The organism is Streptomyces sp. NPDC003248, from assembly GCF_055563235.1.
In genome coordinates this window covers 204700-230071 of record NZ_JBVHDT010000013.1, presented here as the reverse complement: position 1 = coordinate 230071, position 25372 = coordinate 204700, and the positions used below count along the sequence as shown (strand labels likewise).

The 25372-nt window shown below is 73.5% G+C and carries 26 protein-coding genes; 6 read left to right on the top strand and 20 right to left on the bottom strand.

Annotation, left to right across the window (positions count from 1 at the left end):
• The first annotated feature begins 241 nt into the window (after positions 1 to 241).
• Positions 242 to 826 (top strand): AMIN-like domain-containing (lipo)protein, encoded by a 585-nt coding sequence (locus ACZ3KJ_RS27390; protein ID WP_467530837.1) that lies wholly within the window; start codon positions 242 to 244, stop codon positions 824 to 826.
• Between the two features lie 51 nt (positions 827 to 877).
• On the opposite strand, the gene ACZ3KJ_RS27385 is transcribed toward ACZ3KJ_RS27390, so the two are convergent.
• Positions 878 to 2413 (bottom strand): MFS transporter, encoded by a 1536-nt coding sequence (locus ACZ3KJ_RS27385; RefSeq protein WP_467530848.1) that lies wholly within the window; start codon positions 2411 to 2413, stop codon positions 878 to 880.
• Between the two features lie 383 nt (positions 2414 to 2796).
• Between ACZ3KJ_RS27385 and ACZ3KJ_RS27380 the strand changes: the two genes are divergently transcribed.
• Entirely contained in the window at positions 2797 to 3114 is a 318-nt protein-coding gene (locus tag ACZ3KJ_RS27380) for a hypothetical protein (RefSeq protein ID WP_467530836.1), read from the top strand.
• 55 nt (positions 3115 to 3169) lie between these two features.
• On the opposite strand, the gene ACZ3KJ_RS27375 is transcribed toward ACZ3KJ_RS27380, so the two are convergent.
• Together ACZ3KJ_RS27375 and ACZ3KJ_RS27370 are read right to left on the bottom strand one after the other, a co-directional pair.
• Positions 3170 to 3391 carry a helix-turn-helix domain-containing protein gene (locus tag ACZ3KJ_RS27375; protein WP_401685827.1) on the bottom strand — a complete coding sequence of 74 codons (222 nt, stop codon included), beginning with the start codon at positions 3389 to 3391 and terminating at the stop codon, positions 3170 to 3172.
• Entirely contained in the window at positions 3391 to 3888 is a 498-nt protein-coding gene (locus ACZ3KJ_RS27370; protein WP_389523131.1) for a DUF2975 domain-containing protein, read from the bottom strand. The genes ACZ3KJ_RS27375 and ACZ3KJ_RS27370 overlap by 1 nt, the downstream gene beginning before the upstream one ends.
• Positions 3889 to 4127: 239 nt before the next feature.
• Here ACZ3KJ_RS27370 and ACZ3KJ_RS27365 point away from each other — a divergent pair, with 239 nt between their 5' ends.
• Complete coding sequence (locus tag ACZ3KJ_RS27365) at positions 4128 to 4523, top strand: STAS domain-containing protein (RefSeq protein ID WP_467530833.1); 396 nt, start codon at positions 4128 to 4130, stop codon at positions 4521 to 4523.
• Between the two features lie 93 nt (positions 4524 to 4616).
• Here ACZ3KJ_RS27365 and ACZ3KJ_RS27360 read toward each other — a convergent pair whose 3' ends face one another.
• The 3 genes from ACZ3KJ_RS27360 to ACZ3KJ_RS27350 all read right to left on the bottom strand — a co-directional run bounded on the left by ACZ3KJ_RS27360 (position 4617) and on the right by ACZ3KJ_RS27350 (position 7129).
• On the bottom strand, positions 4617 to 4880 hold the full coding sequence (locus tag ACZ3KJ_RS27360) for a DUF3253 domain-containing protein (protein ID WP_467530831.1): 264 nt from the start codon (positions 4878 to 4880) through the stop codon (positions 4617 to 4619).
• A gap of 251 nt (positions 4881 to 5131) precedes the next feature.
• Positions 5132 to 6115, bottom strand: a complete 984-nt coding sequence (locus ACZ3KJ_RS27355) for a polysaccharide deacetylase family protein (protein ID WP_467530830.1) — start codon at positions 6113 to 6115, stop codon at positions 5132 to 5134.
• Positions 6116 to 6148: 33 nt separating this feature from the next.
• Positions 6149 to 7129 (bottom strand): glycoside hydrolase family 11 protein, encoded by a 981-nt coding sequence (locus ACZ3KJ_RS27350; RefSeq protein WP_467530828.1) that lies wholly within the window; start codon positions 7127 to 7129, stop codon positions 6149 to 6151.
• 339 nt (positions 7130 to 7468) lie between these two features.
• Here ACZ3KJ_RS27350 and ACZ3KJ_RS27345 point away from each other — a divergent pair, with 339 nt between their 5' ends.
• Positions 7469 to 8359, top strand: coding sequence for an SDR family oxidoreductase (locus tag ACZ3KJ_RS27345; protein WP_467530827.1), 891 nt, complete (start codon positions 7469 to 7471; stop codon positions 8357 to 8359).
• A gap of 28 nt (positions 8360 to 8387) precedes the next feature.
• Here the strand turns inward: ACZ3KJ_RS27345 and ACZ3KJ_RS27340 are convergent, their stop codons facing one another.
• The 6 genes from ACZ3KJ_RS27340 to ACZ3KJ_RS27315 all read right to left on the bottom strand — a co-directional run bounded on the left by ACZ3KJ_RS27340 (position 8388) and on the right by ACZ3KJ_RS27315 (position 13778).
• Entirely contained in the window at positions 8388 to 8732 is a 345-nt protein-coding gene (locus tag ACZ3KJ_RS27340) for a DUF3140 domain-containing protein (RefSeq protein WP_467530826.1), read from the bottom strand.
• 6 nt (positions 8733 to 8738) lie between these two features.
• On the bottom strand, positions 8739 to 8993 hold the full coding sequence (locus ACZ3KJ_RS27335; protein WP_467530824.1) for a hypervirulence associated TUDOR domain-containing protein: 255 nt from the start codon (positions 8991 to 8993) through the stop codon (positions 8739 to 8741).
• A 175-nt stretch (positions 8994 to 9168) separates the two neighbouring features.
• Positions 9169 to 11097 carry a molecular chaperone HtpG gene (gene htpG / locus ACZ3KJ_RS27330; RefSeq protein WP_467530823.1) on the bottom strand — a complete coding sequence of 643 codons (1929 nt, stop codon included), beginning with the start codon at positions 11095 to 11097 and terminating at the stop codon, positions 9169 to 9171.
• 126 nt (positions 11098 to 11223) lie between these two features.
• Positions 11224 to 11757 (bottom strand): hypothetical protein, encoded by a 534-nt coding sequence (locus tag ACZ3KJ_RS27325; RefSeq protein ID WP_467530821.1) that lies wholly within the window; start codon positions 11755 to 11757, stop codon positions 11224 to 11226.
• Positions 11758 to 12030: 273 nt separating this feature from the next.
• Positions 12031 to 12987: an anti-sigma factor RsbA family regulatory protein gene (locus ACZ3KJ_RS27320; protein WP_467530819.1), complete on the bottom strand. Its 957-nt coding sequence runs from the start codon at positions 12985 to 12987 to the stop codon at positions 12031 to 12033.
• A complete protein-coding gene (locus ACZ3KJ_RS27315) occupies positions 12984 to 13778 on the bottom strand; it encodes an MEDS domain-containing protein (protein WP_467530846.1) in 795 nt (264 codons plus the stop codon). The genes ACZ3KJ_RS27320 and ACZ3KJ_RS27315 overlap by 4 nt, the downstream gene beginning before the upstream one ends.
• 472 nt (positions 13779 to 14250) lie before the next feature.
• On the opposite strand from ACZ3KJ_RS27315, the gene ACZ3KJ_RS27310 reads away from it, so the two are divergent.
• Together ACZ3KJ_RS27310 and ACZ3KJ_RS27305 are read left to right on the top strand one after the other, a co-directional pair.
• Positions 14251 to 14814: a Dps family protein gene (locus tag ACZ3KJ_RS27310; RefSeq protein ID WP_467530817.1), complete on the top strand. Its 564-nt coding sequence runs from the start codon at positions 14251 to 14253 to the stop codon at positions 14812 to 14814.
• Between the two features lie 258 nt (positions 14815 to 15072).
• Positions 15073 to 15438: an ATP-binding protein gene (locus ACZ3KJ_RS27305; RefSeq protein WP_467530815.1), complete on the top strand. Its 366-nt coding sequence runs from the start codon at positions 15073 to 15075 to the stop codon at positions 15436 to 15438.
• Between the two features lie 23 nt (positions 15439 to 15461).
• On the opposite strand, the gene ACZ3KJ_RS27300 is transcribed toward ACZ3KJ_RS27305, so the two are convergent.
• The 8 genes from ACZ3KJ_RS27300 to ACZ3KJ_RS27265 all read right to left on the bottom strand — a co-directional run bounded on the left by ACZ3KJ_RS27300 (position 15462) and on the right by ACZ3KJ_RS27265 (position 25205).
• Entirely contained in the window at positions 15462 to 15872 is a 411-nt protein-coding gene (locus ACZ3KJ_RS27300) for an STAS domain-containing protein (protein WP_467530813.1), read from the bottom strand.
• Complete coding sequence (locus tag ACZ3KJ_RS27295) at positions 15869 to 16960, bottom strand: cobalamin B12-binding domain-containing protein (RefSeq protein WP_467530812.1); 1092 nt, start codon at positions 16958 to 16960, stop codon at positions 15869 to 15871. The genes ACZ3KJ_RS27300 and ACZ3KJ_RS27295 overlap by 4 nt, the downstream gene beginning before the upstream one ends.
• Positions 16957 to 18564, bottom strand: a complete 1608-nt coding sequence (locus ACZ3KJ_RS27290; protein WP_467530810.1) for a SpoIIE family protein phosphatase — start codon at positions 18562 to 18564, stop codon at positions 16957 to 16959. The genes ACZ3KJ_RS27295 and ACZ3KJ_RS27290 overlap by 4 nt, the downstream gene beginning before the upstream one ends.
• A 293-nt stretch (positions 18565 to 18857) precedes the next feature.
• Positions 18858 to 20426, bottom strand: coding sequence for a protein kinase domain-containing protein (locus ACZ3KJ_RS27285; protein WP_467530808.1), 1569 nt, complete (start codon positions 20424 to 20426; stop codon positions 18858 to 18860).
• Positions 20427 to 20873: 447 nt separating this feature from the next.
• Positions 20874 to 21020 carry a hypothetical protein gene (locus ACZ3KJ_RS27280; RefSeq protein WP_389523183.1) on the bottom strand — a complete coding sequence of 49 codons (147 nt, stop codon included), beginning with the start codon at positions 21018 to 21020 and terminating at the stop codon, positions 20874 to 20876.
• Between the two features lie 212 nt (positions 21021 to 21232).
• Positions 21233 to 22831, bottom strand: a complete 1599-nt coding sequence (locus tag ACZ3KJ_RS27275; protein WP_467530807.1) for an FAD-dependent oxidoreductase — start codon at positions 22829 to 22831, stop codon at positions 21233 to 21235.
• Positions 22828 to 23559 carry a methyltransferase gene (locus ACZ3KJ_RS27270; protein WP_467530806.1) on the bottom strand — a complete coding sequence of 244 codons (732 nt, stop codon included), beginning with the start codon at positions 23557 to 23559 and terminating at the stop codon, positions 22828 to 22830. The genes ACZ3KJ_RS27275 and ACZ3KJ_RS27270 overlap by 4 nt, the downstream gene beginning before the upstream one ends.
• Before the next feature lie 446 nt (positions 23560 to 24005).
• Positions 24006 to 25205, bottom strand: coding sequence for a lycopene cyclase family protein (locus ACZ3KJ_RS27265; RefSeq protein ID WP_467530805.1), 1200 nt, complete (start codon positions 25203 to 25205; stop codon positions 24006 to 24008).
• Positions 25206 to 25372 lie beyond the last annotated feature (167 nt).

Below are 25372 nucleotides of genomic sequence, written 5' to 3'. Positions count from 1 at the left end.
CCTCGCCGCCCTCGCCCTCGCCGGCACCGGCCTCTACGCCGCCCGCCGCAAGAAGACCGCCGGCGGACCGGCCTGACCATGCCCGACGCGATAGCGGCCCGGGCCGCCACGACACGTCCCCGTGGCGGCCCGGCCCGCGTTCACCGTCCCGTGCCGCCGTCCCGGCCCGGCCCCGTGCAACCATCGGACGCCCCGGACTGTCTCACCTGACATCAGTCACTTGGACTCTTCGGGGGAGATCATGGTGCGCAGCACAACCGTCGGGGCGATCGCCGCCCTCATGACCGCCGCACTCGGTGTGGCCGCCGTACCGGCGCAGGCCGCGCCGGCCGCCGCTTCGCAGGCCGTCGCCGCCTGCCCCACCGGCTGGGGCAGCCTCGACAAGGCGTTCACCGCCTCCTCGGCGGAGTCGGTGCGGGACGTACGGACCGGCCGCCACGACTGTTACGACCGGCTGGTCGTCGACGTCCCCGGCGCGAGCGCCGACGGCCTGGGCTTCTCCGTCGGCTACGTCGACCAGATCTACCAGGACGGTTCGGGCCACCCCGTCCCGGTCGGCGGCGGAGCGATCCTGGAGGTGCGGGTGCACGCGCCCGCCTACGACCCGGAGACCGGCGAGGCGACGTACCCCGCCACATCGGGTCAGCCCCTGCCGGGCGTGGACCTCACCGGCTACGACACGTTCCGCGACGCCAGGTTCGTCGGCAGCTTCGAGGGGGACACGCAGCTCGGACTGGGGGTGCGCGCCCGGCTGCCGTTCCGGGTGCTGCGCCTGGCGGACCGCCTCGTCATCGACGTCGCCCACTCCTGGGGCAGCACCGGCTGACGGCGTGACACGTGTCGGCTGACCGCCCGACAGGCGTCCGCCGTCGGGCGGTCAGCCGCTGCCGGAGGCCGCGCGGGTCGCCGCGTAGAGCCGGCCGGAGGTGACGATCAGCTCCTTGCGCTCCGCCGCGGAACCGACCATCGGCGGCGAGCCGTGCAACGGCACCTGGGCGCTCTCGGGGAGGAACCGGACCGTCACCAGGCCGATGACGCCGGCGGCCATCAGGTAGTAGGCGGGCACCATGTCGTCGCCGGTGACGTGCACCAGCGCCTCGGTGACCAGCGGGGTGGTGCCGCCGAACGCGGCGACGGCGAAGTTGAAGCCGATGCCCATGGCGGCGTAGCGGACGGCCGTCGGGAAGAGGGCCGGCAGGGTGGCGGCGCTCGGCGCGGCGAAGCAGGCCAGCAGGGTGGACAGGATCAGCACGCCGAGGACGGGCGGCCAGGTGCCGTCCGCCTTGATCAGCTGGAAGGACGGCACGGCGAGGACGATCATCGCGGCGGCCGCGGCACCGTACACCGGGCGGCGGCCGACACGGTCGCTGAGCCGGCCGATGAAGGTGATCAGCAGCACGATCCACACCATGCCCACCAGCACCAGTGTGTCGGCGGAGCCGCTCGAACGGTGCAGCGTCTCCGTCTGATAGGTCGGCAGGAACCCGGTGACCATGTAGTTGGTGACGTTGTAGAGGAGCACGAGTCCCGCGCAGACCAGCAGGGCGCGCCAGTGGTTCCTGACGACGGTGCGCAGCTCGCTGCCCGCCGACGCCTGCGCCAGGCTCTGCTCGTGTGCGTCGAGCTGCTGCTGGAAGGCGGGGGACTCCTCCAGCTTCAGCCGCATGTACAGACCGATCACGCCCAGCGGGCCGGCGATCAGGAACGGCAGACGCCAGCCCCAGGCCAGCATCTGGTCGTCGGTGAGGGCGACGTTCAGCACGGTGACGAGGGCCGAGCCGAGGGCGTAGCCCACGAAGGTGCCGAAATCGAGCCAGCTGGAGAGGAAACCGCGGCGGCGGTCGGGTGAGTACTCGGCGACGAAGGTGGTCGCCCCGCCGTACTCGCCGCCGGTGGAGAAGCCCTGGACCATGCGGGCGAGCAGGAGCAGGACGGGGGCGGCGATCCCGATCGTCGCGTAGCTGGGGATGAGGCCGATGGCGAAGGTGCCCACAGCCATCATGATCATGGTGGTGGCGAGCACCTTCTGGCGGCCGAGCCGGTCGCCGAGCGGCCCGAAGACGAGACCGCCGAGCGGGCGCACCACGAAGGCCGCGGCGAAGGTGGCGAACGAGGAGATCAGCTGGGCGGTCGGGGAGGCTCCGGGGAAGAACACCTTGCCGATGGTGGCGGCGAGGTAGCTGTAGACGCCGAAGTCGAACCACTCCATGCAGTTGCCGAGCGACGAGGCGCCGACCGCGCGGCGCAGCAGCGGGCGCTCCACGACCTGGACGTCATCCTCGCGGAAGGCGCGCCTGGTGCGCCTCAGTCTGCGGAGCAGGTCCTTGCGTACGTGGTCCGGGAGATCCGCCGGGGTGTGCGGGTCTCGCGGGCTGTGCGGCCTCGGGGAGCCTTCGGGCAGTACGTCGGCCACGGTAGCCAAGCGCCTTTCCTCGTCCGTGCGGCGCGCCGCGTGCGACGCGCCCTGTTCGACGTGCGCGCGGTTTGCCCCGTATCGGCCCACTGGCGCACTTCGACGCCGCTTCCCACGGCGGGTGATTTCACGCCCAAGGTGTCCGACGTCACGGACGGACGGCGACGGAGCACGGTGACGGGGCGGCGCAGACCTCCCCAGGCAGCGCCGCCCCGTTTCTCTCCGACGTCGTCCCGTCTGCCCCGGCCGGGGCACTTCACACCTGCCTCGTGCGTTCTCTTTCCGTACCGGTCGTGCCGTGTCGGGGCGGTGAAACCGCTCGGTGCGGGTACCGGGGTGGTTCACCGGCACTCCGTGAGAGGACGACGATGGGTGGGGCGACGATGGGTGGGGCAAGTCAACTCCGGCGGCTCAGGACCGCCTACGCGACGGGGACGGCGCTGTGGGGCGCCTCACTGCTGCTGACGGTGGTCCAGGGCAGCGGATCGGCCCGGCAGACGGTGTTCCAGCTGCTGATCCTGGCGGCACTGCTGACCTTGCTGCTGTGCACGACGTGGCAGCTGTGGCACAGGGCCGAGGACGAGCGCGGCAGCGGCCGCGAGCGTACCGACACCGGCGCGGCCGGCGGCGGACCGCCGCCCTCCCCGTCCGTGCCGGCACCCTTCACCCGCGCCGCGTACGAGGAGGTGCGGCCCTCGTAGACCCGGCGACCACGGCGCCCGGACGCCGGGCACAGGCGGGGCGGCGCGCCCGGCGTCACCCGCCCGCGCCGCCCTCGGCCTCCCAGCGCAGCAGGTCGCCCGGCTGGCATTCGAGCACTTCGCAGAGCGCGGCGAGCGTGGTGAAGCGCACCGCCTTGGCCCGGCCGTTCTTGAGTACGGCGAGGTTGGCCGGGGTGATCCCGACGCGCTCCGCCAGCTCGCCCACGGACATCTTGCGCTTGGCCAGCATCACGTCGATGTCGACGGCGATCGGCATCAGATCACCTCGGCGAGTTCGGCCCGCATCCGGGACGCCTCGACGTCGCGGGCGACGGCCTGCGCGAGCAGCATCCGCAGTACGAGCACGATGAGCGCGACCCCCAGGACCGCGAGGGACGCCCCGCACACGAGGAGCACCACGCCCGGGGCGACGGCCTCCCCCGGCGCCAGGACGACCGCCAGCGCGAACACGAGCAGCGCGGCCGCGGTGAACGCGCCGGTCACGACGTCGACGTAGCGGAACGCGGCGTCGGAGAACACCGTGCCGCGCCGCACCATCGTCACCAGCCGCCACACGCAGACCAGGACGACCTCCAGGGCGAGGACACCCAGCACCACGATGACGAGGAGCGGGGTGCGCAGGTACGCCACGTCCGCCCTGAGCCCCTCCAGATCGACGGCCAGCAGCGGCACCATCACCGCTTGCACGAACACCGAGCCGGCGAGCAGTACGCCGAGCACGGCGCGCAGCGCGAGCACCGTGAGCTTTCCCATAGCCCCTCCCACAATCGAGCAACGATGGGAATCTATCGATATTCGATAGGCTGAGCAAGTGAGGCGGGCTCCCGGGTCGCCCACCGGGGTCACGGCCCGTTACCCGGGGGAACCGGGTCGAAAGCCGCAAGCTTCCTCCGGAGCACTCCGGGTAGGCGCATAATGCGGGCGGGTGGTCGGTCCTGACCGGACCCGTCCGCACGGGCGCGGGAGTTGTCAGTCGACGCGGAGGAGGTCGGATGCTGCAGGTCGTCCACGACCAGGGACCGGTAGTGATCGCCGATCTGCCCGAGGAGGTCGACTTCGACACCAGTCCGGCGATCTCCTCGGCCGGGCACCGCTTATTGTCGGCCGGCTGCCGCTATCTGATCCTGAACGCGTCCTGCACCGAGACCCTGGACTCCAGCGGCGTGAGCACCCTGCTCGGCTTCTGGCGTCGCCTCGACGCCGAGGGCGGCGCGCTCGTCCTGGCGGGACCCGCGGAGCATGTGCGGCGGATGCTGCGGATCCTCGGGATCGAGCAGTTCCTCGTCACCACGGAGACCCTGGCGGAGGCGACCGTCGTGGTACGGGAACTCCAGCGGTCCTCCGGCCGCGGCACGCTCCCCCACCTGCCGCCCGCGGGGACCGCCTGACGCCCGAGGCCGTCACCCGGCACGGAAGGCGGTACGACAGAGGGGACGGAGACGGGACGGACGACGGAGGGTGCGGACACCCCGTCCGTCCCGTCAGGGGACGCGCCGTATGCGCAACGGCCCTCCGCCCTCCTCAGACGGGTCGACGACGTGCCCGCCCCGCGTGATCTCGACGAGCCCCTCGGCCGCGAGGCGGCGGGCCGCCCTGCGGGTGGGCTCCATGAGCGCGCGCCAGTCCTCGCCGTCGCCCGGCCGGACGGCCCGGGCCGCCTCCGACGGACAGATGGACGCCCCGGGCGCGCGCCGCGACAGCAGGTCGAGCATCGAACGGGCCAGCTCGGCCTCGACATCGGACACGACCCCTCTCCCCTCTCCCGCTCGCGGACCGGGGCCCTCGGCGCCTGCCCGCGCGCCGACGCCCTGCCACCACGGTCCGCCCCTGCGACCCGCCGCGCACGTCGGGCAGCCGCCCGGGGCCGCGGGCACCGCCGGGCGGAATCGGCTGGACACGGTCCGGCTGCCCACCCCGTGCGGCGCAGGCTGCGCCGCACGGGTGACCCGCTCCGGCCCGCTGTGCGCGGACGTCGTCCGACGGCCGGCCCGCGGGATCAGGCGGTGCTGCAGGAGACCGTGGGCCAGGTCCAGTTGCCGTTGTGCTGGACGGTCACGCCCCAGTTGTTCCCGCTGCCGTCGGGCTTGGCGGTCAGCACCTGCGCACTGGGATAACTCGCGCTGATGTTCCAGGTGGAGAGGATCTTCGCCGGAGACGGCACGTTCATCGTCACCGTCCAGTTGCTGGAACCGGAGACCGCGACATTGAGGTTGTACCGGTCACTCCACTGCTGCCCCGCGGACAGCGTCGCCGTACAGCCGGTACTCCCCCCGCCCCCGCCGCCTGAATCGCTGTCCGGCGCCACGGCCCGTCCGGTCTGCGGAGAGATCATCCCGGCGCACAGGCCACGGGCGGCCAGGCCCTGTGCGATGCGCGGGATCGCCGCGAGGGTGTTGGCCGGCCAGTCGTGCATCAGGATCACCTGGCCGTCGGTCAGCCGGCCGGCGGCCGACACGATCGCGTCCGTACCGGCCCCGTTCCAGTCCTGCGAGTCGACGTCCCAAAGGACCTCGGTCAGTCCGTACGCGGCCTCGACGGAGCGCACCGTCGCGTCGGTCTCGCCGTACGGCGGGCGGAACAGCTTCGGCGTGCCACCGCCGGCCGCGGCGATGGCCTGCTGGGTCCGGGAGATCTCCGAGTCGATCTGCGCCCGGCTCTGCTGGGTCAGGTGGGGATGGGTGTAGCTGTGGTTGCCCACCCACATGCCCGCGTCGACCTGTGCCCGGACCAGGGACGGGTTGGCGGCGGCGTACTGGCCCTGGTTGAACATGGTGGCCCGCAGCCCGTTCTGCCGGAGCGCGGTGAGCAGGCTCGCCGTGCTGCCGGACGGGCCGTCGTCGAAGGTGAGTCCGACGTAGCCGGTACAGGCGGCGGCCTGCGCCGGGGCGGCGTGGACGGTGAGGGTGCTCGCCGCGGCCGTCGCGACGACGGCGAGCCTCGTGACCAGGGAGCGTAACGGGAGACGCGGTCCGGCGTTCATGGGAAGTGGTCCTCCTGCCTCGGTGGTGGCCGGTCAGCTCGCGGTGCAGGAGACCGTGGGCCAGGTCCAGTTGCCGTTGTGCTGGACGGTCACGCCCCAGTTGTTCCCGCTGCCGTCGGGCTTGGCGGTCAGCACCTGCGCACTGGGATAACTCGCGCTGATGTTCCAGGTAGAGAGGATCTTCGCCGGAGACGGCACGTTCATCGTCACCGTCCAGTTGCTGGAACCGGAGACCGCGACATTGAGGTTGTACCGGTCACTCCACTGCTGCCCCGCGGACAGCGTCGCCGTACAGCCGGTGCTGCCGCCCGAACCGGCGTCGCCCACGGTGATGCTGGAGTTGCCGCTGCTCTGGTAGCCCTCGGTGGCCATGATCATGTAGTAGCTGAAGCTGCCCAGGGTCATTCCGGCGTTCGCCCAGGCGTCGAAGTGGTTGCCGGTGGTGATGGTGCCGCCCGTCCTCTTCGACTGCCGGACGCTCCAGTACTGGTCGAAGGTCTTGGTTCCCTCCACGGACGGGGCGTTGTACCGCGTCGTCCGGTAGATGTCGTAGGTGCCGCCGTCGCTGGTGACGGTGCCCATGAACGTGCCCGTGGGCCGGTAGGTGCCCCAGTTGTCGACGATGTAGTACTCCACGAGCGGGTTGGACGTCCAGCCGTAGAGGGCCAGGTAGGCGTTGCCGGACGGGTTGAAGGTGCCCGAGTAGGCGACGCTCCGGCGGCCGCCGTTGCTCCAGCCCTTGCCGGCGACGAAGTTCCCCGTGTTGCTCCACTGGGTGCTGTAGGCGCCGCCGGAACTCAGGGTCATGGAGACCGTTCCGGGCGCGTCGGTCCAGAACGAGTAGTAGTAGCCGTTGTCGGTACCGGTCTGGTTCGTGGTGATGACCGTGTCGGCGCTCGCGGCGCTCGGCAGGAGCAGCGCGAGCACCGCGGCCAGCGCGGTGACCCAGACGCTCCGGACCAGGGGCGCGCGGCGGCCGCGACCGCCGCCTCTCCGTTCGGCGTACGTGTTCATGTCCGTGCTTCCTCCTCGAAGGACGGGACGGGCGGGCTTCGCGGTCGAAAGTGTTGATCTGACCCCGTCAATAGTCAACAGTTTCGGCGAGGCTTTCGAAACATTCGTACTGAGAGAAGGAGCTTGCGGCTGCTATACCCGCTGATCAGGCGGCAGGAACGACCGGCCGAACGGAGCGTTCACTTTTCACAGGGAAATACGAGATCAGATACCACGTAAAGGGCTTCGAAACATTCGAAGCTCTTCCGAAGTCCTTCTTCGCCCGACGCGCTTCGTTCGCCCGGTCCTGACCGGGGAACCCGGTCCTCCGCACGAACCACCGACCGGCAGGAGGCCGACGTGACGGACGAGCCGAACACCCGACAGGACCCGACCACGCAGCACCCGCGTCCCGACTTCCCGCAGCAGGAGCAGCCGCATCCGGGCTGGACCGGCCCCATGGACCCGCCGCCGGACCACGGCGAGGACTCCTACCGGGGTTCCGGCCGTCTGGAGGGCCGCAAGACGGTGATCACCGGCGGTGACTCGGGAATCGGCCGGGCGGTGGCGCTGGCCTTCGCCCGCGAGGGAGCCGATGTGCTCTTCACCCACCTCGGCGCGGAGGAGGCCGACGCGCGCGAGACGTCACGTCTGGTGGAGGACGCCGGACGCAAGGCGGTCGCCGTGTCCTGCGACATCCGTGAGGAGAGCGCCTGCCGGGCGCTGATCGACCGGGCCGTCGCCGAGTTCGGCACCATCGACGTCCTGGTGAACAACGCGGCGTACCAGATGGCGCAACCGGACGGCATCGAGGCCATCACGACCGAGCAGTTCGACCGGGTGATGAGGACGAACCTCTACGGCATGTTCTGGCTGACGAAGTTCGCCCTGCCGCACATCCCGGCGGGCGGGAGCATCATCAACACCACCTCCGTGCAGGCCTACAAGCCCAGCCCCCACCTGCTGGACTACGCGACGACGAAGGGCGCGATCGTCACGTTCACCCAGGGACTCGCCCAGATGGTCGCCGACCGGGGCATCCGCGTGAACGCGGTCGCGCCGGGACCGGTGTGGACACCGCTGATCCCGGCGACCCTGCCCGACACCAGCGAGTTCGGCAAGCAGAGCCCGCTGGGCCGGCCCGCGCAGCCGGCCGAGCTGGCGCCCGCCTACGTCTACCTCGCCTCCCAGGACGCGAGCTTCGTCACCGCGGAGATCCTCAACGCCACCGGCGGCACACCGCTGCCCTGAGCAGTGCGGCGGGCATCGCGTCGTCCCGTCACGCCCCCTCGGCCAGCGGGTCGTGCCCCCAGTTCATCAGCGAATGCCGCCAGCGCGAGTCCTCGACGTCCCCCGACGGCCGCTGTGCCGAGTGCCGCCGGATGTAACCGATCACCTTGCGCATGTGGGCGTAGTCCTCGTCGGACAGATCGCCCTTCTTCTTGCGGAGGATGGCGACGATCCTGCGGCCCGAGGCGTGGCCGGTGGACTCGCCGCCGTCCTTGTGCTGCCCCGCCTGCTGCGACGCGTCGGAGGCCAGCCACTTCTCCAGCTCGGACGGCGTCATGTTGACCAGTTCCCGGAAGTGGTCCCAGATCTCACGCCGGTCGTCGTCGGACGGCACCGGGCCTCACTTCTTCTTCTTGAGCGCGGACGGCTTGTGCACGGCCGAGCGGCCGGACCTGTCGCTGCGGACCTCGTACTGGGGCTCCTCCGGGGACGCGTCCACCGTGCGGCCGGCGGCCTTAGTCCGCTTGGTGATCTTCTTCTCCACGGTGCCCGTGGTCTCGCTGCCGTGACTGCTCCAGGCGACCTCGTCGCCCTTGGCCGGCTCCTTCTTCGGACCCTTCTTCGGATCCTTCTTCCGGGAACTGTCCTTCGCCATGGTCGAACTCCTCACGGGCTCCGGTGCGGCGCCCCCTGAGCACCACCCTGGGGCCTGCCCCCGCGGCCCGCACGTCGGAACGGGCACGTCAGGACCGGCACGGCGGGACGTACGCACGCCGGCGGTGCGGACGGCCGCGTACCACCGGGACGCCGTCCGCACCGCCGCGGTGGTCCTACAGCGCCCGCTCCAAGCGGTCCGCCAGCAGCTGCACGAACCTCGCGGGCTCGGCCGGCCGGCCTCCCTCGGCCAGCAGCGCGAGGCCGTGCAGGAGCTCCACGCTCTCCGCGAGGGCGGTGCGGTCCTTGCCGTCCCTGAACGCCTCGTTGAGCCCCTTGACCAGGGTGTGGCCGGGGTTCAGCTCCAGGATGCGCCGGGTGCGGGGAACCTCCTGGCCCATCGCGCGGTACAGGTTCTCCAGCGCCGGGGTCAGGTCGTGCGTGTCGGAGACCAGGCAGGCCGGGGAGACGGTGAGGCGGGAGGACAGGCGTACCTCCTTGATCTCCTCGCCGAGCCGTTCCCCCATCCAGTCGAGCAGGCCGGCGTACTCCTCGCCCTGCTTCTCACGGTCCTCCTCGGACGCCGTCCCCCCGTCGGGGTCGAGGTCGATCTCGCCCTTGACCACGGACCGCAGCTGCTTGCCCTCGTACTCGCCCACCGCGTCGGTCCACACCTCGTCGACCGGGTCGGTGAGCAGCAGGACCTCGATGCCCCTGGCCCGGAAGGCCTCCATGTGCGGCGAGTTCTCGATGCCCGTGCGGGACTCGCCGGTCATGTAGTAGATGGTGTCCTGGCCGTCCGCCATCCGCTCCACGTACTGCCGGAGCGTCGTCGGCTCGGTGTCGTGGTGCGTGGTGGCGAACGACGAGACGGCGAGGAGCGTGTCGCGGTTCTCCGTGTCGGTGACCAGTCCCTCCTTCAGGACGGCACCGAACTCCCGCCAGAACGTCGCGTACCGGTCGGGAGCCGCGGTCATCATGTCCTTGACCGAGGACAGGACCTTCTTCGCCAGCCGGCGGTGCATCAGCTGGATGTGCCGGTCCTGCTGGAGGATCTCGCGGGAGACGTTGAGCGAGAGGTCCTGGGCGTCCACGACACCCTTGACGAACCGCAGGTACGGCGGCAGCAGCGCCTCGCAGTCGTCCATGATGAAGACACGCCGGACGTACAGCTGGAGACCCCGCTTGTGGCCCTGGGTGAACAGGTCGTGCGGGGCGTGCGCGGGGAGGAACAGCAGGGCCTGGTACTCGAAGGTGCCCTCCGCCTGGAGCCGGACGGTCTCCAGCGGGTCCGTCCAGTCGTGGCTGATGTGCTTGTAGAGCTCGTGGTACTCCTCGTCCCTCACCTCGTCGCGGGACCGGGCCCACAGGGCCTTCATGGAGTTCAGCGTCTCGGGCTCGGGCGGTGTGCCGCCGTGCTCGTCCCCGCCGTCCCCGTCCGCCGCGGCGCGCTGCTGGGGGACCAGCCGGACGGGCCAGGTGATGAAGTCGGAGTACCGCTTGACGATCTCCCGGATCTTCCACGGGGAGGTGTAGTCGTGGAGCTGGTTGTCGGGGTCGGCCGGCTTGAGGTGCAGGGTGATGGCGGTGCCCTGGGGGGCCTCGTCGACCGTCTCCAGCGTGTACGTGCCCTCACCCCGCGACGACCAGCGCGTGCCCCGGCTCTCACCGGCCCGCCGGGTCACCAGGACGATCTCGTCGGCCACCATGAAACCCGAGTAGAAGCCGACGCCGAACTGCCCGATGAGCCCCTCCGCGGCACCGGCGTCCTCGGCCTGCCGCAGCTCCTCCAGGAACGCGGCCGTGCCCGAGTTGGCGATCGTGCCGATGAGACGCGAGACCTCGTCGTACGACATCCCGATGCCGTTGTCCCGCACGGTGAGCGTGCGGGCGTCGCCGTCGGCCTCGATCTCGATGTGCAGGTCGGACACGTCGGCGTCCAGCGTGTCGTCCCGCAGGGACTCGAGGCGCAGCTTGTCCAACGCGTCGGACGCGTTGGAGACGAGCTCACGCAGGAAGACATCCTTGTTCGAGTAGATCGAGTGGATCATCAGCTGAAGGAGCTGACGGGCCTCCACCTGGAACTCAAACGTTTCGGTCGGCATGTTCGCGACTACCTCTCCGTTCCTTGGCCATGTCCGGAACTGACGGACGGCAGCACTGTAGAACAGCCGGTCACCGCATCCGCGCGAATCCGGACGGACGCGGTGGCCGGGGGACGGACGCCCCGTTCACGCGGCGCGGTCCCGGGGGCGCGCCGCCCGCGCCGACGTCGTGGACACACGGGCGGACCTGACCCGGTAGGTGGTCTTCGACGGGTCGCGGACGGGCTCGCTGAGCGTGATGCGGCCGGCGGCGCGCAGCTCCTCGCACGCGTCGGTCGGCAGGGCGACGTAGCAGCCGCCGCGGCCGGTGTCGGAGTCGACCGGCCGCCAGTAGCTGTACCGCCGGCGTCCGCTCGCGTACTCGGTCGCGAACACGGCGGTGCGGGTGTCGGAGAGCACCCGCATGACCTCCGCCTCGGGCGTGCGGAGCGAGGCCGAGGAACGCACCGGGTACGGGCCGGGGGCGTCCGCCGTGAAGGCGCGGGTCACGGCCGGCCGGCCGGCGACGCCTCCGGGCTGGCGGTCCGGTGGGGTGCGGGGAGCGAGGAACCGCCCCGCGGGGCGGGCGGGTTCGCGGCGGCGCTGGAGCGCGCAGGCGGCGCCCCGGGCGTCGACGGCGCCGGAGTGGAGGGACGGGACCTGATCGTGGGCGAGCGGCATTGCGTGGCCTTTCCGGGAACGGGGACTCGACACCGCTTACCCGTTCGGGCCGGTGTTGATCTCTCTCCCCTCATTCTTGTGCACACGGGTGACAATGGCTATGCCCAACTTGCCAGTTGTCCGTACTCGCTTGATCCCGCCGGACCCGCTCGGTCCCCGCCGGACCGCGCGCTCCTCGCCCGCCCTCTCCGCCGGTCCGGCGGACCGGCCCGCGGGGCCCGCCGCGCACGTCCCGCCGGTGCTCCGCCCGGCCGTGGCGGGGGCCCGTGGGCCTCAGACGCGCAGGGCGGTGTGCAGGCGGACGGTCGTGCCGTCGTCGGGGGTGGAGCGGATCTCGACGAGATCGCACAACTGGTGGGCCAGCCACAGCCCGCGGCCGCCGGCCTGGGCGCCACGGGGTCTGGTCCGCCCCGCGAGGGGGTCGGCGATGTACCCGCGGTCGTGGAACTCGCAGATCATGCGGTCGGCGTCGGCCCAGGTCCGCAGCGCGCCCTCGCCGCCGCCGTGCTGGACGCTGTTCGCGGCGATCTCCGTGGCGGCGACGTGCAGCTCCCGCAGCCGCGTCGCGTCCAGACCGAGCCGGCCGGCGCATTCGGCGATCTTGGCCCGTACCGCGGCCATGTCGCCCTGGCCGTAGCGCAGTTCGTCGTACGGGTCGCAGGGCGGGGCCAGCGACTCGAACGGGTAGGCCGCCTCCGGGTCGAAGCCGTCGTAGGGCTGCGAGCGGCCGTTCCTGCGCACCTCGGGGTGGCAGCGCGACATCGTCTTGAGGTCGGCGTGGAGGCCGTCGGTGTCGTAGGGGCACAGCAGCCACCAGGCGGGGCTGTCGGCGAAGGCCTTGTTGAGCAGCCACTCGTGGTAGTGGAGTTCCTGGATCTCGGCGCGGCTGCGCGCGTCGTCCCAGGGGGACTCGCCGATGCCCCGGACGGGACGGCCGTCCGCGGCGTGCTCCCGGATCCACCGCTGCCAGGCGTCGATGAGGCGTCCGGGGTGGTGGGCGACGGATCCGGTGTCGACGAAGCGGACGGTCGGCAGTTCGGGGAGTTCGGCGCGCAGCAGCGACACCTTCTCGTGGGGGACGGCCACGACCACCGCCTCGTCGCCGTCGAGCGCTTCCTGGATGAAGCCGAGCGTGCCGTCCAGGAACTCGTCGCGGCCCCGGTACGGGTACAGCTCGTGCCGGTACCCGGCGGCCGGAGCGGCGGTGTCCTGCGAAGACCGGTCGGTCATGGCGCGATCACCACCGGTACCTCGGGCGCGGCGAAACCGGAGAGCTCCCAGCACCGCCGCACTATGTCGTTGGCCCCCTCGAGGATCACCACGCGGTCGGGCAGGCACCTGGCGGCGTCGGCGAGCGCACTCATGCCCGCCGCGTCGAAGAACTCCAGGTCGTGGCAGACCAGCCGTACGGCCGTGGCGTGGGCGAGCAGGCTGCGCAGCACCGCGCCGAACGCCGCGGCACCGTCGGAGTCGATCACTCCGTTCACCGTCCAGTGACCCTCTCCGGTGCGGTACACCCGGAACTCGGGTGCTGCGGGCCGACTGCCCACGTGGTGCGGGTGCACGCAGGTGACCTGGTCGAGCGTGGGAGGGTCCCAGTCGGCCGGCCGGTAGGTGCACAGCACCATGGCTCCGCTGTCGGCGGCGAACTCCTCCAGGTCCAGCTCGCTCTGGAGCATGGAGTCCGGCCGGGCGCCGTCGTGGCCGGCCGTCACATGGCGCAGGATCCGCAGGGCCCGGTAGCCCTCGCGTCCGGCGCTCGCGGCCTCGCGGCGCACCGCGGCCAGCAGCGAGCCGTCCAGCACGGCCGGATCGAGCACCACGGGGGCGGGCGCGTCGGAGAGTTGCCGGGCGGGTCCGCCGCCGGTGCCGACGATCACGACCTTGTCGCCGAAGAGCGCCCCGTCGGCCACGAAGGCACGGCTGCGTTCGACGACGTTGTCGGCGGGCTCCAAGAGCTGACAGAGGTGGTCGCCGCTCTCGACCTCGTCCAGCGTCGCCAGGCTGCGCGCCGCTCTCACCGGTGCTCCCCTCATCACTCCTTCACCTTACTCGCGGCCTTGCCGCCGTCTTCGGGGGCGTCCTCCCTGCCTGCCCGTCTCTGCCTGCCGCACTCCGCCCGCCGCCCGCCCACTGTGTCGCCGGCGCGCCGGACTTCGGCGCGTCCCGTTCGGCGCGCGCCGCGGACCTCGCGGGCCCGCCTGAGGACGCACGACGCCGGCGACGGCGTTCGGGACGAGGGCCAAGTCACCGGGGTCACCTTCCCGAACGCGTCGCCGCCGTCCGGGCCGCCCTCTCCGGCCGCCCGCGCCTCGACGGGTTCCGGACGCGCGGTCACGACAGCGAGTCGGCGGTGCCCTCCTGCCTGGTGCGGGCCCGCCCGGGGGGACGGCACGTCGTCCGGGCCGGCACGGGACGCGCGTCACAGGTCTGCCGGCGAGCGGACGGGGCATCCGGGCAGCGACCGCATACGACCGTGAAGGAGCTGCGCCGATGGCGAAGAACCTGACCCCCAAGTACACCGTCCCGGGCATCGAGCGGGAGGCGGCCGGCCGTCTCATCGGCGTGCTGCGGCTGCGCCTGCACGCCCTGAACGACCTGCACCTCACGCTGAAGCACGTGCACTGGAACGTGGTGGGCCCCCACTTCATCGCCGTGCACGAGATGGTCGACCCGCAGGTGGACCGCGTCCGCGACATGGCGGACGACGTGGCGGAGCGCATCGCCGCGCTGGGCGGGGTCGCCCAGGGCACGCCCGGCGCCCTGGTGAAGGAGCGGACCTGGGAGGACTACTCCATCGGCCGGGACGGCGCGATCGCGCACCTCGGCGCCCTGGACGTCGTCTACACGGGCCTCATCGAGGGCGTCCGGGAGGCGATCAAGGAGGTCGGCGAGATCGACCCCGCGACCGAGGACCTGCTGATCGAGCAGCTGCGGGACCTGGAGCAGTTCCAGTGGTTCGTCCGGGCCCACCTCGAGAGCAGCAGCGGCTCCCTGGTGACGGCCGGCGCCGACACCGAGAAGGAGGCGGCCGCGCGGGGCGCCGAGCTCGGCTGAGGGGACACGTGGTCCGCCGGCCGGCCGGTGCCCGCCGGTGTGCGGGGTGCGGGGTGCGTGCGTGGGCCGTGCGTGCGCTCCCCGGGGCACCACCGGCCGCCCCTTTGCGGCCGGGTCGTACGGCTTCACCCCGCTTCCGGGGGGTAGACGCTGCCTCGGCGGCGGACGGCGGACGCTGCCTCGACGGCACCGATCGGGAAGGGGAACACCGTGGACGGATCAGCGGTACGGGCCGTGGGCTGGGCCCGCACACTGCCGATGAACAGTACCGTCAAGGAGGCCCGAGACTGGGCCCGCCGGCATCTCGACACCCTGGGCTGGAGCAGCAGCGACCCGGAGACGGTGGACGCCGTCCTGCTCACCGTCTCCGAGCTGGTCACCAACGCCCACCGGCACGCGCGCAGCAGCGCTCAGCTGGTCCTGGCCTGGGACAGCCGCTGCCTGCACATCTCCGTCCACGACGCGTCGGCCGACCTGCCGACGCCGCGTGCGCCCAGCACGGAGAGCGTCGGCGGGCGCGGCATGCTGCTCGTCGACGCGCTGGCCGACAGCTGGGAGACCCGTCCCTGCCCGCACGGCAAGACGGTCACCGCGTGCTTCCGGCCGTCGTCCGCCGCGTCCTGACCCGGGGGGCCGCGGCCGCCGGGTCAGGTCGCGGGAGCGGTGCCCGGCTCGTCGGCGTGCCGCCCGGTGAGCGGCGTTGAGGAGTCGCAGGACCGGCCGGTGAGGTGGTCTGCGGTGCCGGTGACGTCCAGCATGCGCACGAGGTGGGCGGGCCGGTTGTCTAGGTGCAGGGCGATCCCCGCCGGACGGGTGCGCCGGCGGAGCATGAGCAGCGCGGACAGCCCCATGGAGTCGAGCACGGTCAGCGCCGCGCAGTCCAGGTGCAGGTCACGCGGTGCGGCCCCGTGCTCCCGGGCGTGCTCGTCGAGGGCGCTCGTCACCAGGGCGAGAAAGAAGCCGCTGGTGTCGTAGTCGAGTTCACCGCCGATCGCCACGGTGAGGGCTCCCGGGCGGGAGACCCGCGTGGTGACGTGGACGGAGGGGTGCGTGCTCATGCGGGTGTTCCTGTGCCGGGGACCGAGGGAGAGGGCGGGTGGTCGAGGGTGGCGGCCGTCTCCTTCAGGACACTCTGGGCGCGCGGGAAGTCGTGCAGGTGTCCGGCGAGCACGGTCAGGCCGAGCCGCAGCGCGTCGGCGGGCACCCGGCGCACGGTGAGGATGCCGGCCGTCCAGGCGACGAACCTGCCGAAGATGTCCGGATCGTCGAAGTACAGCGCGGTGGCGAGGAAGTCGAGGATGTGGCAGAGGTCCTCGGCGGTGCGCTCGTGCTGGGCGGGGGTGTACGACCGCATGGCCGGGTACCGCTCCTCCAGGTCGTGCAGCACTTGCTTGACCAGGGACGACCGGTTGCGGGTGACGAACGTGTACTCCTGGTCGGCCAGATGGGGCAGGTCGTCGATCTGCTGCCGGGGCACGGAGGCCTGCCGTGCCCCGATGCCGGCGTCGAGCAGGTCGGCCGCGTCCCTGGCGTCCCGTGCCCAGGCGTCGGCGCGCACGGCGCGGGCCTGACGGCCGTCGGGGCCGAACGCGGCACCGCCCACCAGGACGGGTACCCCTGTCGACTGACAGGCGGTCAGCGCGGCGTGGGCGGTGGGCAGGTGGGTGGGGATCGACGCCGACAGCAGGACGGCCTCGGGTCCGGTGGCGTGCAGATGGGCGATCAGGTGGGGCGTCGGTACGTGCGCGCCGAGGAAGTCCACGTGCCAGCCGCGGCCCCTGAGGGTCTCCGCCACCAGGCGGGCCGGCAGGGCGTGCCACTCCCCGTCCACGCACGCCACCGTCACCCGGGGTCTCTTCCCCGGCCGCGGCGACGGGAGGCGGGCGAGCGCGGCCACGGCGCGGTCGTTGATGGCGGTGGCGACGTGTTCGTCGGCCACGGTGATCCGGCCGGCCGCCCATTCCTCGCCCACGCGCCGCTGTACGGCCGCGATGACGTCGAGGAGCAGGGTCTCGGCGGGCCACCCGTCCCGCGCGGCCGCGCTCACCACGTCGATCGCGCCTGTCTCGTCGGCGTCCAGAGCCGCCGCCCACAGCCGGTCCCGCAGCCGGGACACCTGGTGGTCGGCCGTTCGGCCACCTGTCATGCGCCGTCCTTTCCGCTCCCGCCGGGTGCGGCGGCCGTCCGGGTGTGTCCGTCGACGAGGTGGAGCGGCCCGCGGCCGCTCGTCGGGTTGGTGATGGCGAGGGTGGCCATGTCGTCGTGCCGGCCCGGGCCCAGCCACTGGGCGACGAGCATCTGTACGCGTTCGACCACGGCTTCCGCGGGCATCCGCGCGCAGGCGGCGAGCGCCTCGCGCAGCCGGCGCTCGCCGTAGAGCTGGTCGCCGAGGGGGCCGCCGCGGGCCTCGGTGATGCCGTCGGTGTAGAGCAGGCACGTCTCGCCGGGGGCCAGTACGGCGCGTGCGGTGCGGGCGCGTGCCCGGGGGATGGCGCCGATCAGCTGTCCGGAGGTGTCGGCCTCCTCCACCTGTCCGTGCCGTCGCACGATCAGCGGCGGCAGGTGGCCGGCGCTGGTCAGGCGGAGGTGGACCTGTCCGGCGCGGCGCCGGGCGGAGGCGAGGACCAGGGTGGCGAACCGGGTGTGGTGGGAGTTCAGCAGGGCGTCGTTGAGCAGGGTGAGGACCTGCTGGTGGTCGCCGGAGAGCGGCAGCAGCGCCTGGAGGACGCTGCGGATCTTGCCGGTGAGCACGGCGGCCTCCAGGCCCTTGCCGGCGACGTCGCCCAGGACGACGAACGTCTCCTGGGAGGGGTCCGTGCCGGGGTGGACGTCGTAGAAGTCGCCGCCGACGCGTTCGTGGTCGCGTGCGGCGCGGTAGCGGCCGGCGTAGCCCACTCCGTTGACGTGCCGCAGCGTCGGCGGGAGCAGTTCGCGCATCAGCACCGCGGTGATGGCGGACTGCTCGGCGTAGAGGCGGGCCGCGGAGAGGGCGGCTCCCGCGCGGGCCGCGAACAGGCGCGCGAAGACCTCCTCGCCCCCGTCGAACGCCCGTTGGCTGCTGGACCGCAGCAGGACCAGCGCGCCGGCCGGCACGCCGTGCCCGGGCAGCGGGGTGACGATGACGGAGCCGATGGGACCGGTGAAGCCGGGCGGGATCGCCCAGTCGGGGATGTCGTCGGGGCTGATCCAGCGGGCCGGGACGGGCGGGAACCCCTGGATCGCCTCGGTCAGTCCCGGCACCTCCCCGGTGTCGATCAGCCGCATGGTCTGGGTGACGGGGCCGCCGCTCTCGGCGTACGTCAGCGGGTGGTGGCGTCCCTGAGCCGGGGCGACGATGACGGCGGCGTCCGCGATGTGACGGGCGGCCATACGGGCGGTCACCTCGAGACAGTGGTCGACGTTCAGGGACGACAGGAGGGCGCTGGAGACCTCGGCGAGGACGGCGGCCCGTTCCTGGGAGTCCTTGAGGGCCTGCTCGGTGTGCCGGAGGTCGGTGTCCTCCACCAGCCACCACACCACGTCGCCGTGTTCGCCGGGGCTGGGGGTGGGATGGGCCTGGAAGGTGCGCCCGGTGATCGCGCCGGACGCGGGGCGTGGGGACCGGGCGTCCGTCCCGGACCGGCCGAGGCGGTGGTGCGCGTCGGACAGCCAGCGCGGCGCGGTCCGCTCGAACCAGTCGCCCCCGGACGCGTCGGGGAAGAGGGTGCGTGCGGCTTCGTTGATCTCGACGACGCCCCCGTCGCGGTCCACGACGAGGACCGGATAGGGAGCGCTATTCCACGACGCGCCGACGCTCGCGGCGCCGCCGTGCGGACGGGCAGGGGGGCCAGGCGAAGGAATCACAAGCAGGGGAACGCATGGTGCGCACCCCACCCCCTCTCTACAGCTCGAAACTGTTGACCTTCGACAACCGTCTCGCACTCGGTGCGGCCCGCGCAACCTCGTGACGGGTTGTACACGAATCCGCCACGCCTCCCCGTGCACCACGCTCCTCCCCCGGCGGCGGTCGTGCACGGGTGGGGTGTCACGACGGCAGGGCCTGCTCACCGGCCCTGGCCGTGCCCTTGCCGGGGGACCTGTCCGCGGGACCTCTCGACCCCGTCGGCGGGGCGGCCCTTCTCCGCCTCGGCCGGTGTCCGGGCGGCGTGTGCGGGGGCGGGACCCGACGCCCGGGTCGCTGACGCGCGGGGAGCCGACGCGCGGTGGCCCGACGTCCGGGGAGCCGGCGTTCCGTGGCCCGACGTCCGGGGAGTCGACGTGCCATGGCCCGACGTCCGGGGAGTCGACGTGCCATGGCCCGGCGTCCGGGGGCCCGGCGTCCGGGTATCCGGCGTTCGCGGGTCCGGTGCCCGGTCAGCGGCGGCCCGGCGGGTTCCCGGTGCCGGTTCCGACGCGCCGTCGTCGGCCCGTTCGCCGTCCGGTGGCGCGGAGGTACGGCTCGCCGGAACGGCCGGGACGGGCTGGACGGGCTGGACGGCCGGGACGGGCTGCACGGCCGGAACGGGCTGGACGGGCTCGCGGGCCGCCGCGGCGCTGTCGGTACCGGCGCCGGCGTCGGCGTCGCGGTCGGGCAGCTCGCCCACGGCGGCGGATCCGGAGAGGGAGACGCCCAGCAGGGCGGCGAGCAGCGCGGCGCCCGCGGTCGCCGGCGTGCGCCGGCCCGGCCGCCGGGCGGCGGGTCCCCGGTGTCCGGCGCCGGTCGCCCGCGCGGTCCGGCCGAAGCGGGAGCGGAACGCGGTGGCGGCGCGCTCCCCCACCCGCCGGCCGCCCCGGTGCTGCCCCGACGGGCGCCCGGCGGGTGTCGCGGCCGCCTCCAGGGCCGTCAACTCCCGGGCGCACGTGAGGGCGTCGGGGCGGCCACAGGTGTCGAAGGCGGTCATGGCCTCCAGCAGACCGGCCAGACCGGTCAGTTCCCCGTCGAGTCCGTCGGGGACGGCCGGCCGTCGGTGGAGGCGGGCCATCGCCGCCTCCAAGGGGACACCGGGGTACTCCAGTTCGCCCTTGAGGCACTCCAGCAGCGTCAGCCCGAGCGCGTACACGTCCGCGGCGGGGCCCGTCCCGTCGCCGGTGACCTGTTCGGGGGCCAGGTACGCCGCCGTGCCCACCAGGACTCCGGTCGCGGTGCGGGCGCTGTCGTCGATCCGCCGGGAGATGCCGAAGTCGGTCAGGTGCGGGGCGTCCTGCTCGTCGAGGAGGATGTTGGACGGCTTGACGTCGCGGTGCACCACTCCGGCGGCGTGGACGTGCGCGAGCGCCGTCGCCAGGTCCGCGCCGAGGGCGCACACGGCGGCGGGGGTCAGCGGTCCGGCGGCGATACGGGCGCGCAGGGTGGAGCCCCGGACGAGCTGCATGACGAGGAAGGGCAGGTTCTCGTCGCGCCCGACGTCGTAGACGGTGACGAGTCCGGGGTGGTGGAGCCGGGCCAGCAGCAGCGCCTCATCGCTGAACCGTTTCTCCGCCTGTTCCTCGCCGCCCCTGAGCAGTTTCACCGCCACCGGGCGCCCGAGCCGCAGGTCGAACGCCTCGTGGACGTCGGCGGCGCCGCCCCGCCCGAGCGGGGCGTCCACCCGGTAACGGCCCGCCAGGACGCGTCCGCCGAGGGGCTCCGGCACTGAAGGCCATGGGCGTACCGGCATGTTGTTCCCCCAAGGGACGGGTGAGCGCGGGTGTGGACGGCCGCGGATGGATCCAGCGGAGACGGCGGAGACGGCGGGCGGGTCCGGGAGCGGTGACGCCCACCGCTCGTGCTGTGCGGGGCGTCGTCGGGCCGCGCCCGCCCGCCGTGAGACCTCGGGTACCCGCCTCCCCGGCCGTCACGCCCGGCCGGGCGGGGCCGGGGCTGCCCGGGGGCTGCCCGGGGGCTGCCCGGGGGCTGCCCGGAAGCTGCGGACGTCGGGCGGCACGCCGCCCGCCGGGGCGCACGGTTGACCGGGCACACGTGCAACCGGGTGCACGGGTGTCCGCGTCCCGCGCGTCAGGGGCCGGTGGCCGCCCGGCTCGTGCGGGCGGCCACCGGCCCCTGATACGGCGTCATCCCGGCGGCGCGTCCGGTCCGCGGGTCAGCGCCGGCCCCGCAGCCTGCCCAGCAGCCGCTGGGCCTGGGCCCGGCGGCGCGGGTCGGCGGAGGCGCGGCGCACCTGCTCCACCGCACGACGCCCCTGAGGGCTCCTGCTGAACTGCTTGATCTTCTCCAACATCCCTGGCACGGCTGCCTCCTGGAACGGTCGACGGCAAGGCCGGTTCGGCGAGGCCGGTTCGGCAAGGCCTGTGTACCGTCGCGTCTACCCCGGTCCCGTCACCTCACCCCTGCGGGTGCGGGCGCCCCTCCGGCGTGACGGCTCCGGTACGACGGCTCGGGTGTGGCGGCTTCGGCCTGACGGCGTGTCAGGAAAGCACGTCCCGGGGGGCGGGCGGCCGGTCACGGTGTCCCCCGTGTGCCGCCGCCGACCGGTGCGGACCGGTCGGCGCCCCACCGAGCGAGCAGCCGCAGTGCCGCTCCGCGTCCGCGGTCGGGAACGGTCCACAGGGTCTGGCCCCGGACGCCCCAGCGCTCCAGCAGGGCGTTGGCGGCGAGGAAGCCGCTGGTGGCCGCGCGTTCCATGAGGGCCACCGGCAGGTCCGTGCGGACCATGTCACCGGCCACCACCAGGCCCGGGTCGCCGGTGCGTACGGTCGGCCGGTCGGCGTGGCCGCCGACCGGGAACAGCGGGCAGTCGGACCGCCACTCGTGCCGTTCGTCGACGACCCTCGCCGCGCGGGTCTCCGGGTACACCCGGTGCAGTTGCGCGAGCAGCCGCTTCTGCTCGACGTCGCGTACCGCGCCGTCCGGCAGGGCGTACGCGTGCAGTTCCACGACGGATCCACCGCGGCGGGCGCTCCAGCGGGCCGCCTCCGACTCCCAGCGCTCCAGCACACTGACGTTGTCGAGGGTGCCGTAGCCGCTGGTGCCCAGGAAGCCGGGCCGGTCGGCGGCGACGCGACGGTCCAGCCACAGGCGGCTCACGAGGAACGGCGGCGCGGTGCGCAGCCGGGCGACGCGTTCCCGCCACGCGGCGTCGGCCAGGCGCGGGGAGCGGCCGACGAGGGCGCGCAGGCCGCCCGTGTCCAGGGCCAGCACCACGGTGTCGTACCGCCGCTCCTCCTCGCCCGTGGCCACGACGAAACCGCCGTCCGGGGTGGGTTCGACGCTCTCGACGGGTGTGCCGGTGCGCAGGTCGGCGCCGTGGCCGTGCAGATAGCCGGCGAGGGGGTCCCACAGGGCGGCGGGGAAGGGGTCGCCGGGTACGTCGAAGAGCAGTCCCTCGGCGGAGCCGAGGAAGTAGATGTGGAACATCAGCACCATCTCCGCCGCCGACAGTTCCCGGGGATCGGCGAAGAAGCTGCGGGAGAACACCTCGAAGGCGAGGTGGTGGGCGGCCTCGGGGAAGCGGATCGACCGCAGGAAGTCGTGGGCGCTGACGCCGTCGAACCGCTCGTACACGTCGGGCACGCGGACGTCGAGGAGGGGCAGCGCCGCGACCGGGTTCATCCGGGCGAGGTCGCGCGGCCGGAAGGTGGGGCTCAGGGCGACGAATCCGAGCGCGCTCCACGGCGGGGTCCGCGGGACGTGCCGGAAGCTGTCGTGCGGCCCGTCGCTGTGCCGCAGCGGGTAGTCGGGCAGCGCCCGCAGGCGGGCGAGTCCGGGATCGGTGCGCCGGAGCAGACCGCGCAGGTTGTAGTACTGGCGGAAGAACGCGTGGAAGCCGCGGCTCATGGTGACGGTGGAGCCGTCGGCGAGGGTGGTCGGCCGGCCCGCGAGCCGTCCCCCGAGTACGGGTTCGCGTTCGTGGAGCGTGACGTGCACGCCCCGTTCTGCCAGGGCGGTCGCGGCCGCCAGGCCGGCGATGCCGCCGCCCACGACGGCGGTCGTCGGGCGGCGGTCACCGGTGACGCGCGGCGTGCCCGCGGGAGGGGACAGCCTCCGTGCCCGCCGGTCCCTGCCGTGGCGCGTCGCGTCCGGACGCCGGGGCCCGGTCATCGCGCGCCCGCCGCGCGGAGGCCGGTGCGGCGGGCGACGACCGTGTGGGTGATGCCGGTCTGCCATCCCGGCATGGGGAGCACCCTTACGTGCCCGAACCCGGCCGCACGGACCCGGTCGGCGAAGCCGTCCGCCGTGTCGAACCGCAGCACGCTGCGCCACAGGTGGCGGTACAGGTCGCCGTCGCCCAGGAGGATCGCGACGGGCAGGATGAGCCCACGGCACACCGCCGTCCACACCGCGCGGTGCGCGGGCCGGCCGCTGAGGGTGTACTCGTGCACGGCCAGCCGTCCGTTCGGCGCCAGCACGTCGCGCACCGCCGCCAGCACCGCGTCGGGGTCGGCGGCGTTGCGGAAGAGGTAGGCCGCGAACACGGCGTCGAACGGACCCGCCAGGCCCGCGTCCGCCAGGCGTTCCACCGGGGTGTGCACGAAGGTCACCCCCGCGCCCCACCGTTTGCCGGCCGCCCGGTGCAGCATGCCGGCGGAGGCGTCCACGGCGGTGATCCGGGCGCCGGGGAGGACGGCGGCGAGCGCGGCCGTCGAGGCGCCGGTGCCGCAGCCGAGGTCCAGGACGCGCAGCCCTCTGCCACCGTGGGGCAGACCGAGACGGCGTACGGAGCGGCGCAGCTGGGCGTGGTAGCCGGGGTTGGCGGCGACCAGGGTGTCGTAGCTGCGAGCGGCGTGGTCGAACGCGGCGGCCAGCTCCGCGTCGCGCAGCAGGGTCATACGGTCTCCTCGGTCGGGGCGGGGGGGTCGGCGGGGACGGGGGGTCGGCAGGGGCGGGGGGTCAGCAGGGGCAGGGGTTCGGCGGGGCAGGATTCGGCCGGTGGGGCAGGAATTCGGCCGGTGGGGCAGGAATTCGGCCGGTGCGGGAATGCGGCGGATGCTCGGCCCGAGCGGTGCGGGCCCGGACGGTGCGGGAGTCCGGCGGGTGCCGGGCCCGACCGGTACAGGACCCCTCCCGTGCGGCAATCCGGCGGACGCCGGGGCCCGACGGATGCAGGACCCCGCCCGTGCGGGAAACCGGCAGACGCCGGGGCCCGACCGGTACAGACCCCGCCCGTGCGGGAAACCGGCGGACGCCGGAGCCCGACCGGTGCGGGAGTCCAACCCGTGCTGGGGCCCGACCGGTGCAGGGCCCCGCCGGTGCATGAGCGCTTCCCCGGCTGCGGTCACGGCCCCGGACCGGGGAAGGGCCTGCGGCGCAGGAAGGGCAGCTCGGCGGCGGAGCGGAGCATCGGCAGTACGGGGGTGCGGGCGCCGACGGCGAGGTCCTCGTGGAGGCGGGTGCGGCCGTCGAGGAAGCGCAGCAGCCGCTCCATCGGGACGTGCGAGAAGAGCCGCGCGAGGAACGCGGCACCGTCGACCCGGCCGCTGTCCAGGGCGCGCAGCATCACGGCGTCCATGGCGCGGGAGCGGGCCGAGTGGGGTGCGGGCGGCAGCGGGTGGCGGCCCGCCCGGAGGGCTTCCGCGACGGCCGTCGTCTGCCGCTGGACGGCGGCGAAGGTGTAGCCCGTCGACGGCCGGGTGGCCCCGCCGGCGGCGCCGATACGGAAGACGGACGGGGCGGCGCGGCGGGGGAACCGCGCGTCGGTCATGGGGATCACCCCGGTCTCCGTCGAGGTGACGCGGACCGGGCCGATGCGGAGCACGTCCTCGGTGTAGTGGCGCAGCGCGGCCTCGTAGTCCTGACGGGGCAGGACGGCGCGGGAGAACTCGGTGTACTCCACGAGCGCGTCGCGGCGGCCGGTCGGCAGGACGTAGCCGAAGGCCAGTCCGTGGGACGGCTGCGGGACCCGGAAGTCCATGAGCCCGACCGTGCCGGGGTCGAAGGCGGGCCGGGCGGTGCGCACGAACCAGCCGTGGAAGTGCTGCAACAAGGTGGTGCGGGCCGCCGGGAGGCTGCCGGGAGGCCGGGAGTCGAAGACCCAGCGGGCGTGTACGGTCAGCGGGCGGCCGTCGCCGGCGCGGGCACGGACCTCGGCTCCGTCGGCCGCCGCGCGCACCGTCTCGACGGTCGCCTCCAGGCGTCGGACGTCGTCGGTGCCCGCGAGATCGCGGTCGACGAGCGCCTCGAAGTCGTCGGAGCGGAGCATCTTGTAACACAGCGGTGCGATGCCGTCCTCGACGGTCCGGCCCTCGGGGGTGTGGATCCGCAGCCGCTCCCACTGCGTGGTCAGCGCGGCGTCGTACGGTCCCGGGCCCGCCTCCCAGTAGCACCAGGTCCGTCGCGGCGGGCGCAGCGGTCCCGGCGGGGCGTCCAGCAGGACCACCGACAGGCGGCCTGCCCCGGGGGCGGGGCGTGACAGCCGGTGGGCGAGGGAGAGTCCCGCGGCTCCCGCGCCCACGATGGCGACCTCCGCCTCCAGCACGAGCCGCTCCCTCCCTGCGCGCGTCCGGTGTGCTCCCGTGGGAAGCATTCCCGCTCGGCGCCCCTTCCGGATGCGGGCCACGCTGGGCCGTCGGGGTTGTGCCGCCGGTGGCCGACTCGTCGTCGCCACGGCAGGTCGCCGTAGCGGCCCGTGTCGCCACGGCAGGT

Excerpts from the sequence above, each read along its gene's own strand:
- ACZ3KJ_RS27390 (WP_467530837.1), top strand. The coding sequence starts at position 242 with ATGGTGCGCAGCACAACCGTCGGGGCGATCGCCGCCCTCATGACCGCC.
- ACZ3KJ_RS27380 (WP_467530836.1), top strand. The coding sequence starts at position 2,797 with ATGGGTGGGGCAAGTCAACTCCGGCGGCTCAGGACCGCCTACGCGACG.
- ACZ3KJ_RS27375 (WP_401685827.1), bottom strand. The coding sequence starts at position 3,391 with ATGCCGATCGCCGTCGACATCGACGTGATGCTGGCCAAGCGCAAGATG.
- ACZ3KJ_RS27370 (WP_389523131.1), bottom strand. The coding sequence starts at position 3,888 with ATGGGAAAGCTCACGGTGCTCGCGCTGCGCGCCGTGCTCGGCGTACTG.
- ACZ3KJ_RS27365 (WP_467530833.1), top strand. The coding sequence starts at position 4,128 with ATGCTGCAGGTCGTCCACGACCAGGGACCGGTAGTGATCGCCGATCTG.
- ACZ3KJ_RS27355 (WP_467530830.1), bottom strand. The coding sequence starts at position 6,115 with ATGAACGCCGGACCGCGTCTCCCGTTACGCTCCCTGGTCACGAGGCTC.
- ACZ3KJ_RS27350 (WP_467530828.1), bottom strand. The coding sequence starts at position 7,129 with ATGAACACGTACGCCGAACGGAGAGGCGGCGGTCGCGGCCGCCGCGCG.
- ACZ3KJ_RS27335 (WP_467530824.1), bottom strand. The coding sequence starts at position 8,993 with ATGGCGAAGGACAGTTCCCGGAAGAAGGATCCGAAGAAGGGTCCGAAG.
- htpG (WP_467530823.1), bottom strand. The coding sequence starts at position 11,097 with ATGCCGACCGAAACGTTTGAGTTCCAGGTGGAGGCCCGTCAGCTCCTT.
- ACZ3KJ_RS27325 (WP_467530821.1), bottom strand. The coding sequence starts at position 11,757 with ATGCCGCTCGCCCACGATCAGGTCCCGTCCCTCCACTCCGGCGCCGTC.
- ACZ3KJ_RS27320 (WP_467530819.1), bottom strand. The coding sequence starts at position 12,987 with ATGACCGACCGGTCTTCGCAGGACACCGCCGCTCCGGCCGCCGGGTAC.
- ACZ3KJ_RS27310 (WP_467530817.1), top strand. The coding sequence starts at position 14,251 with ATGGCGAAGAACCTGACCCCCAAGTACACCGTCCCGGGCATCGAGCGG.
- ACZ3KJ_RS27305 (WP_467530815.1), top strand. The coding sequence starts at position 15,073 with ATGAACAGTACCGTCAAGGAGGCCCGAGACTGGGCCCGCCGGCATCTC.
- ACZ3KJ_RS27300 (WP_467530813.1), bottom strand. The coding sequence starts at position 15,872 with ATGAGCACGCACCCCTCCGTCCACGTCACCACGCGGGTCTCCCGCCCG.
- ACZ3KJ_RS27295 (WP_467530812.1), bottom strand. The coding sequence starts at position 16,960 with ATGACAGGTGGCCGAACGGCCGACCACCAGGTGTCCCGGCTGCGGGAC.
- ACZ3KJ_RS27275 (WP_467530807.1), bottom strand. The coding sequence starts at position 22,831 with ATGACCGGGCCCCGGCGTCCGGACGCGACGCGCCACGGCAGGGACCGG.
- ACZ3KJ_RS27270 (WP_467530806.1), bottom strand. The coding sequence starts at position 23,559 with ATGACCCTGCTGCGCGACGCGGAGCTGGCCGCCGCGTTCGACCACGCC.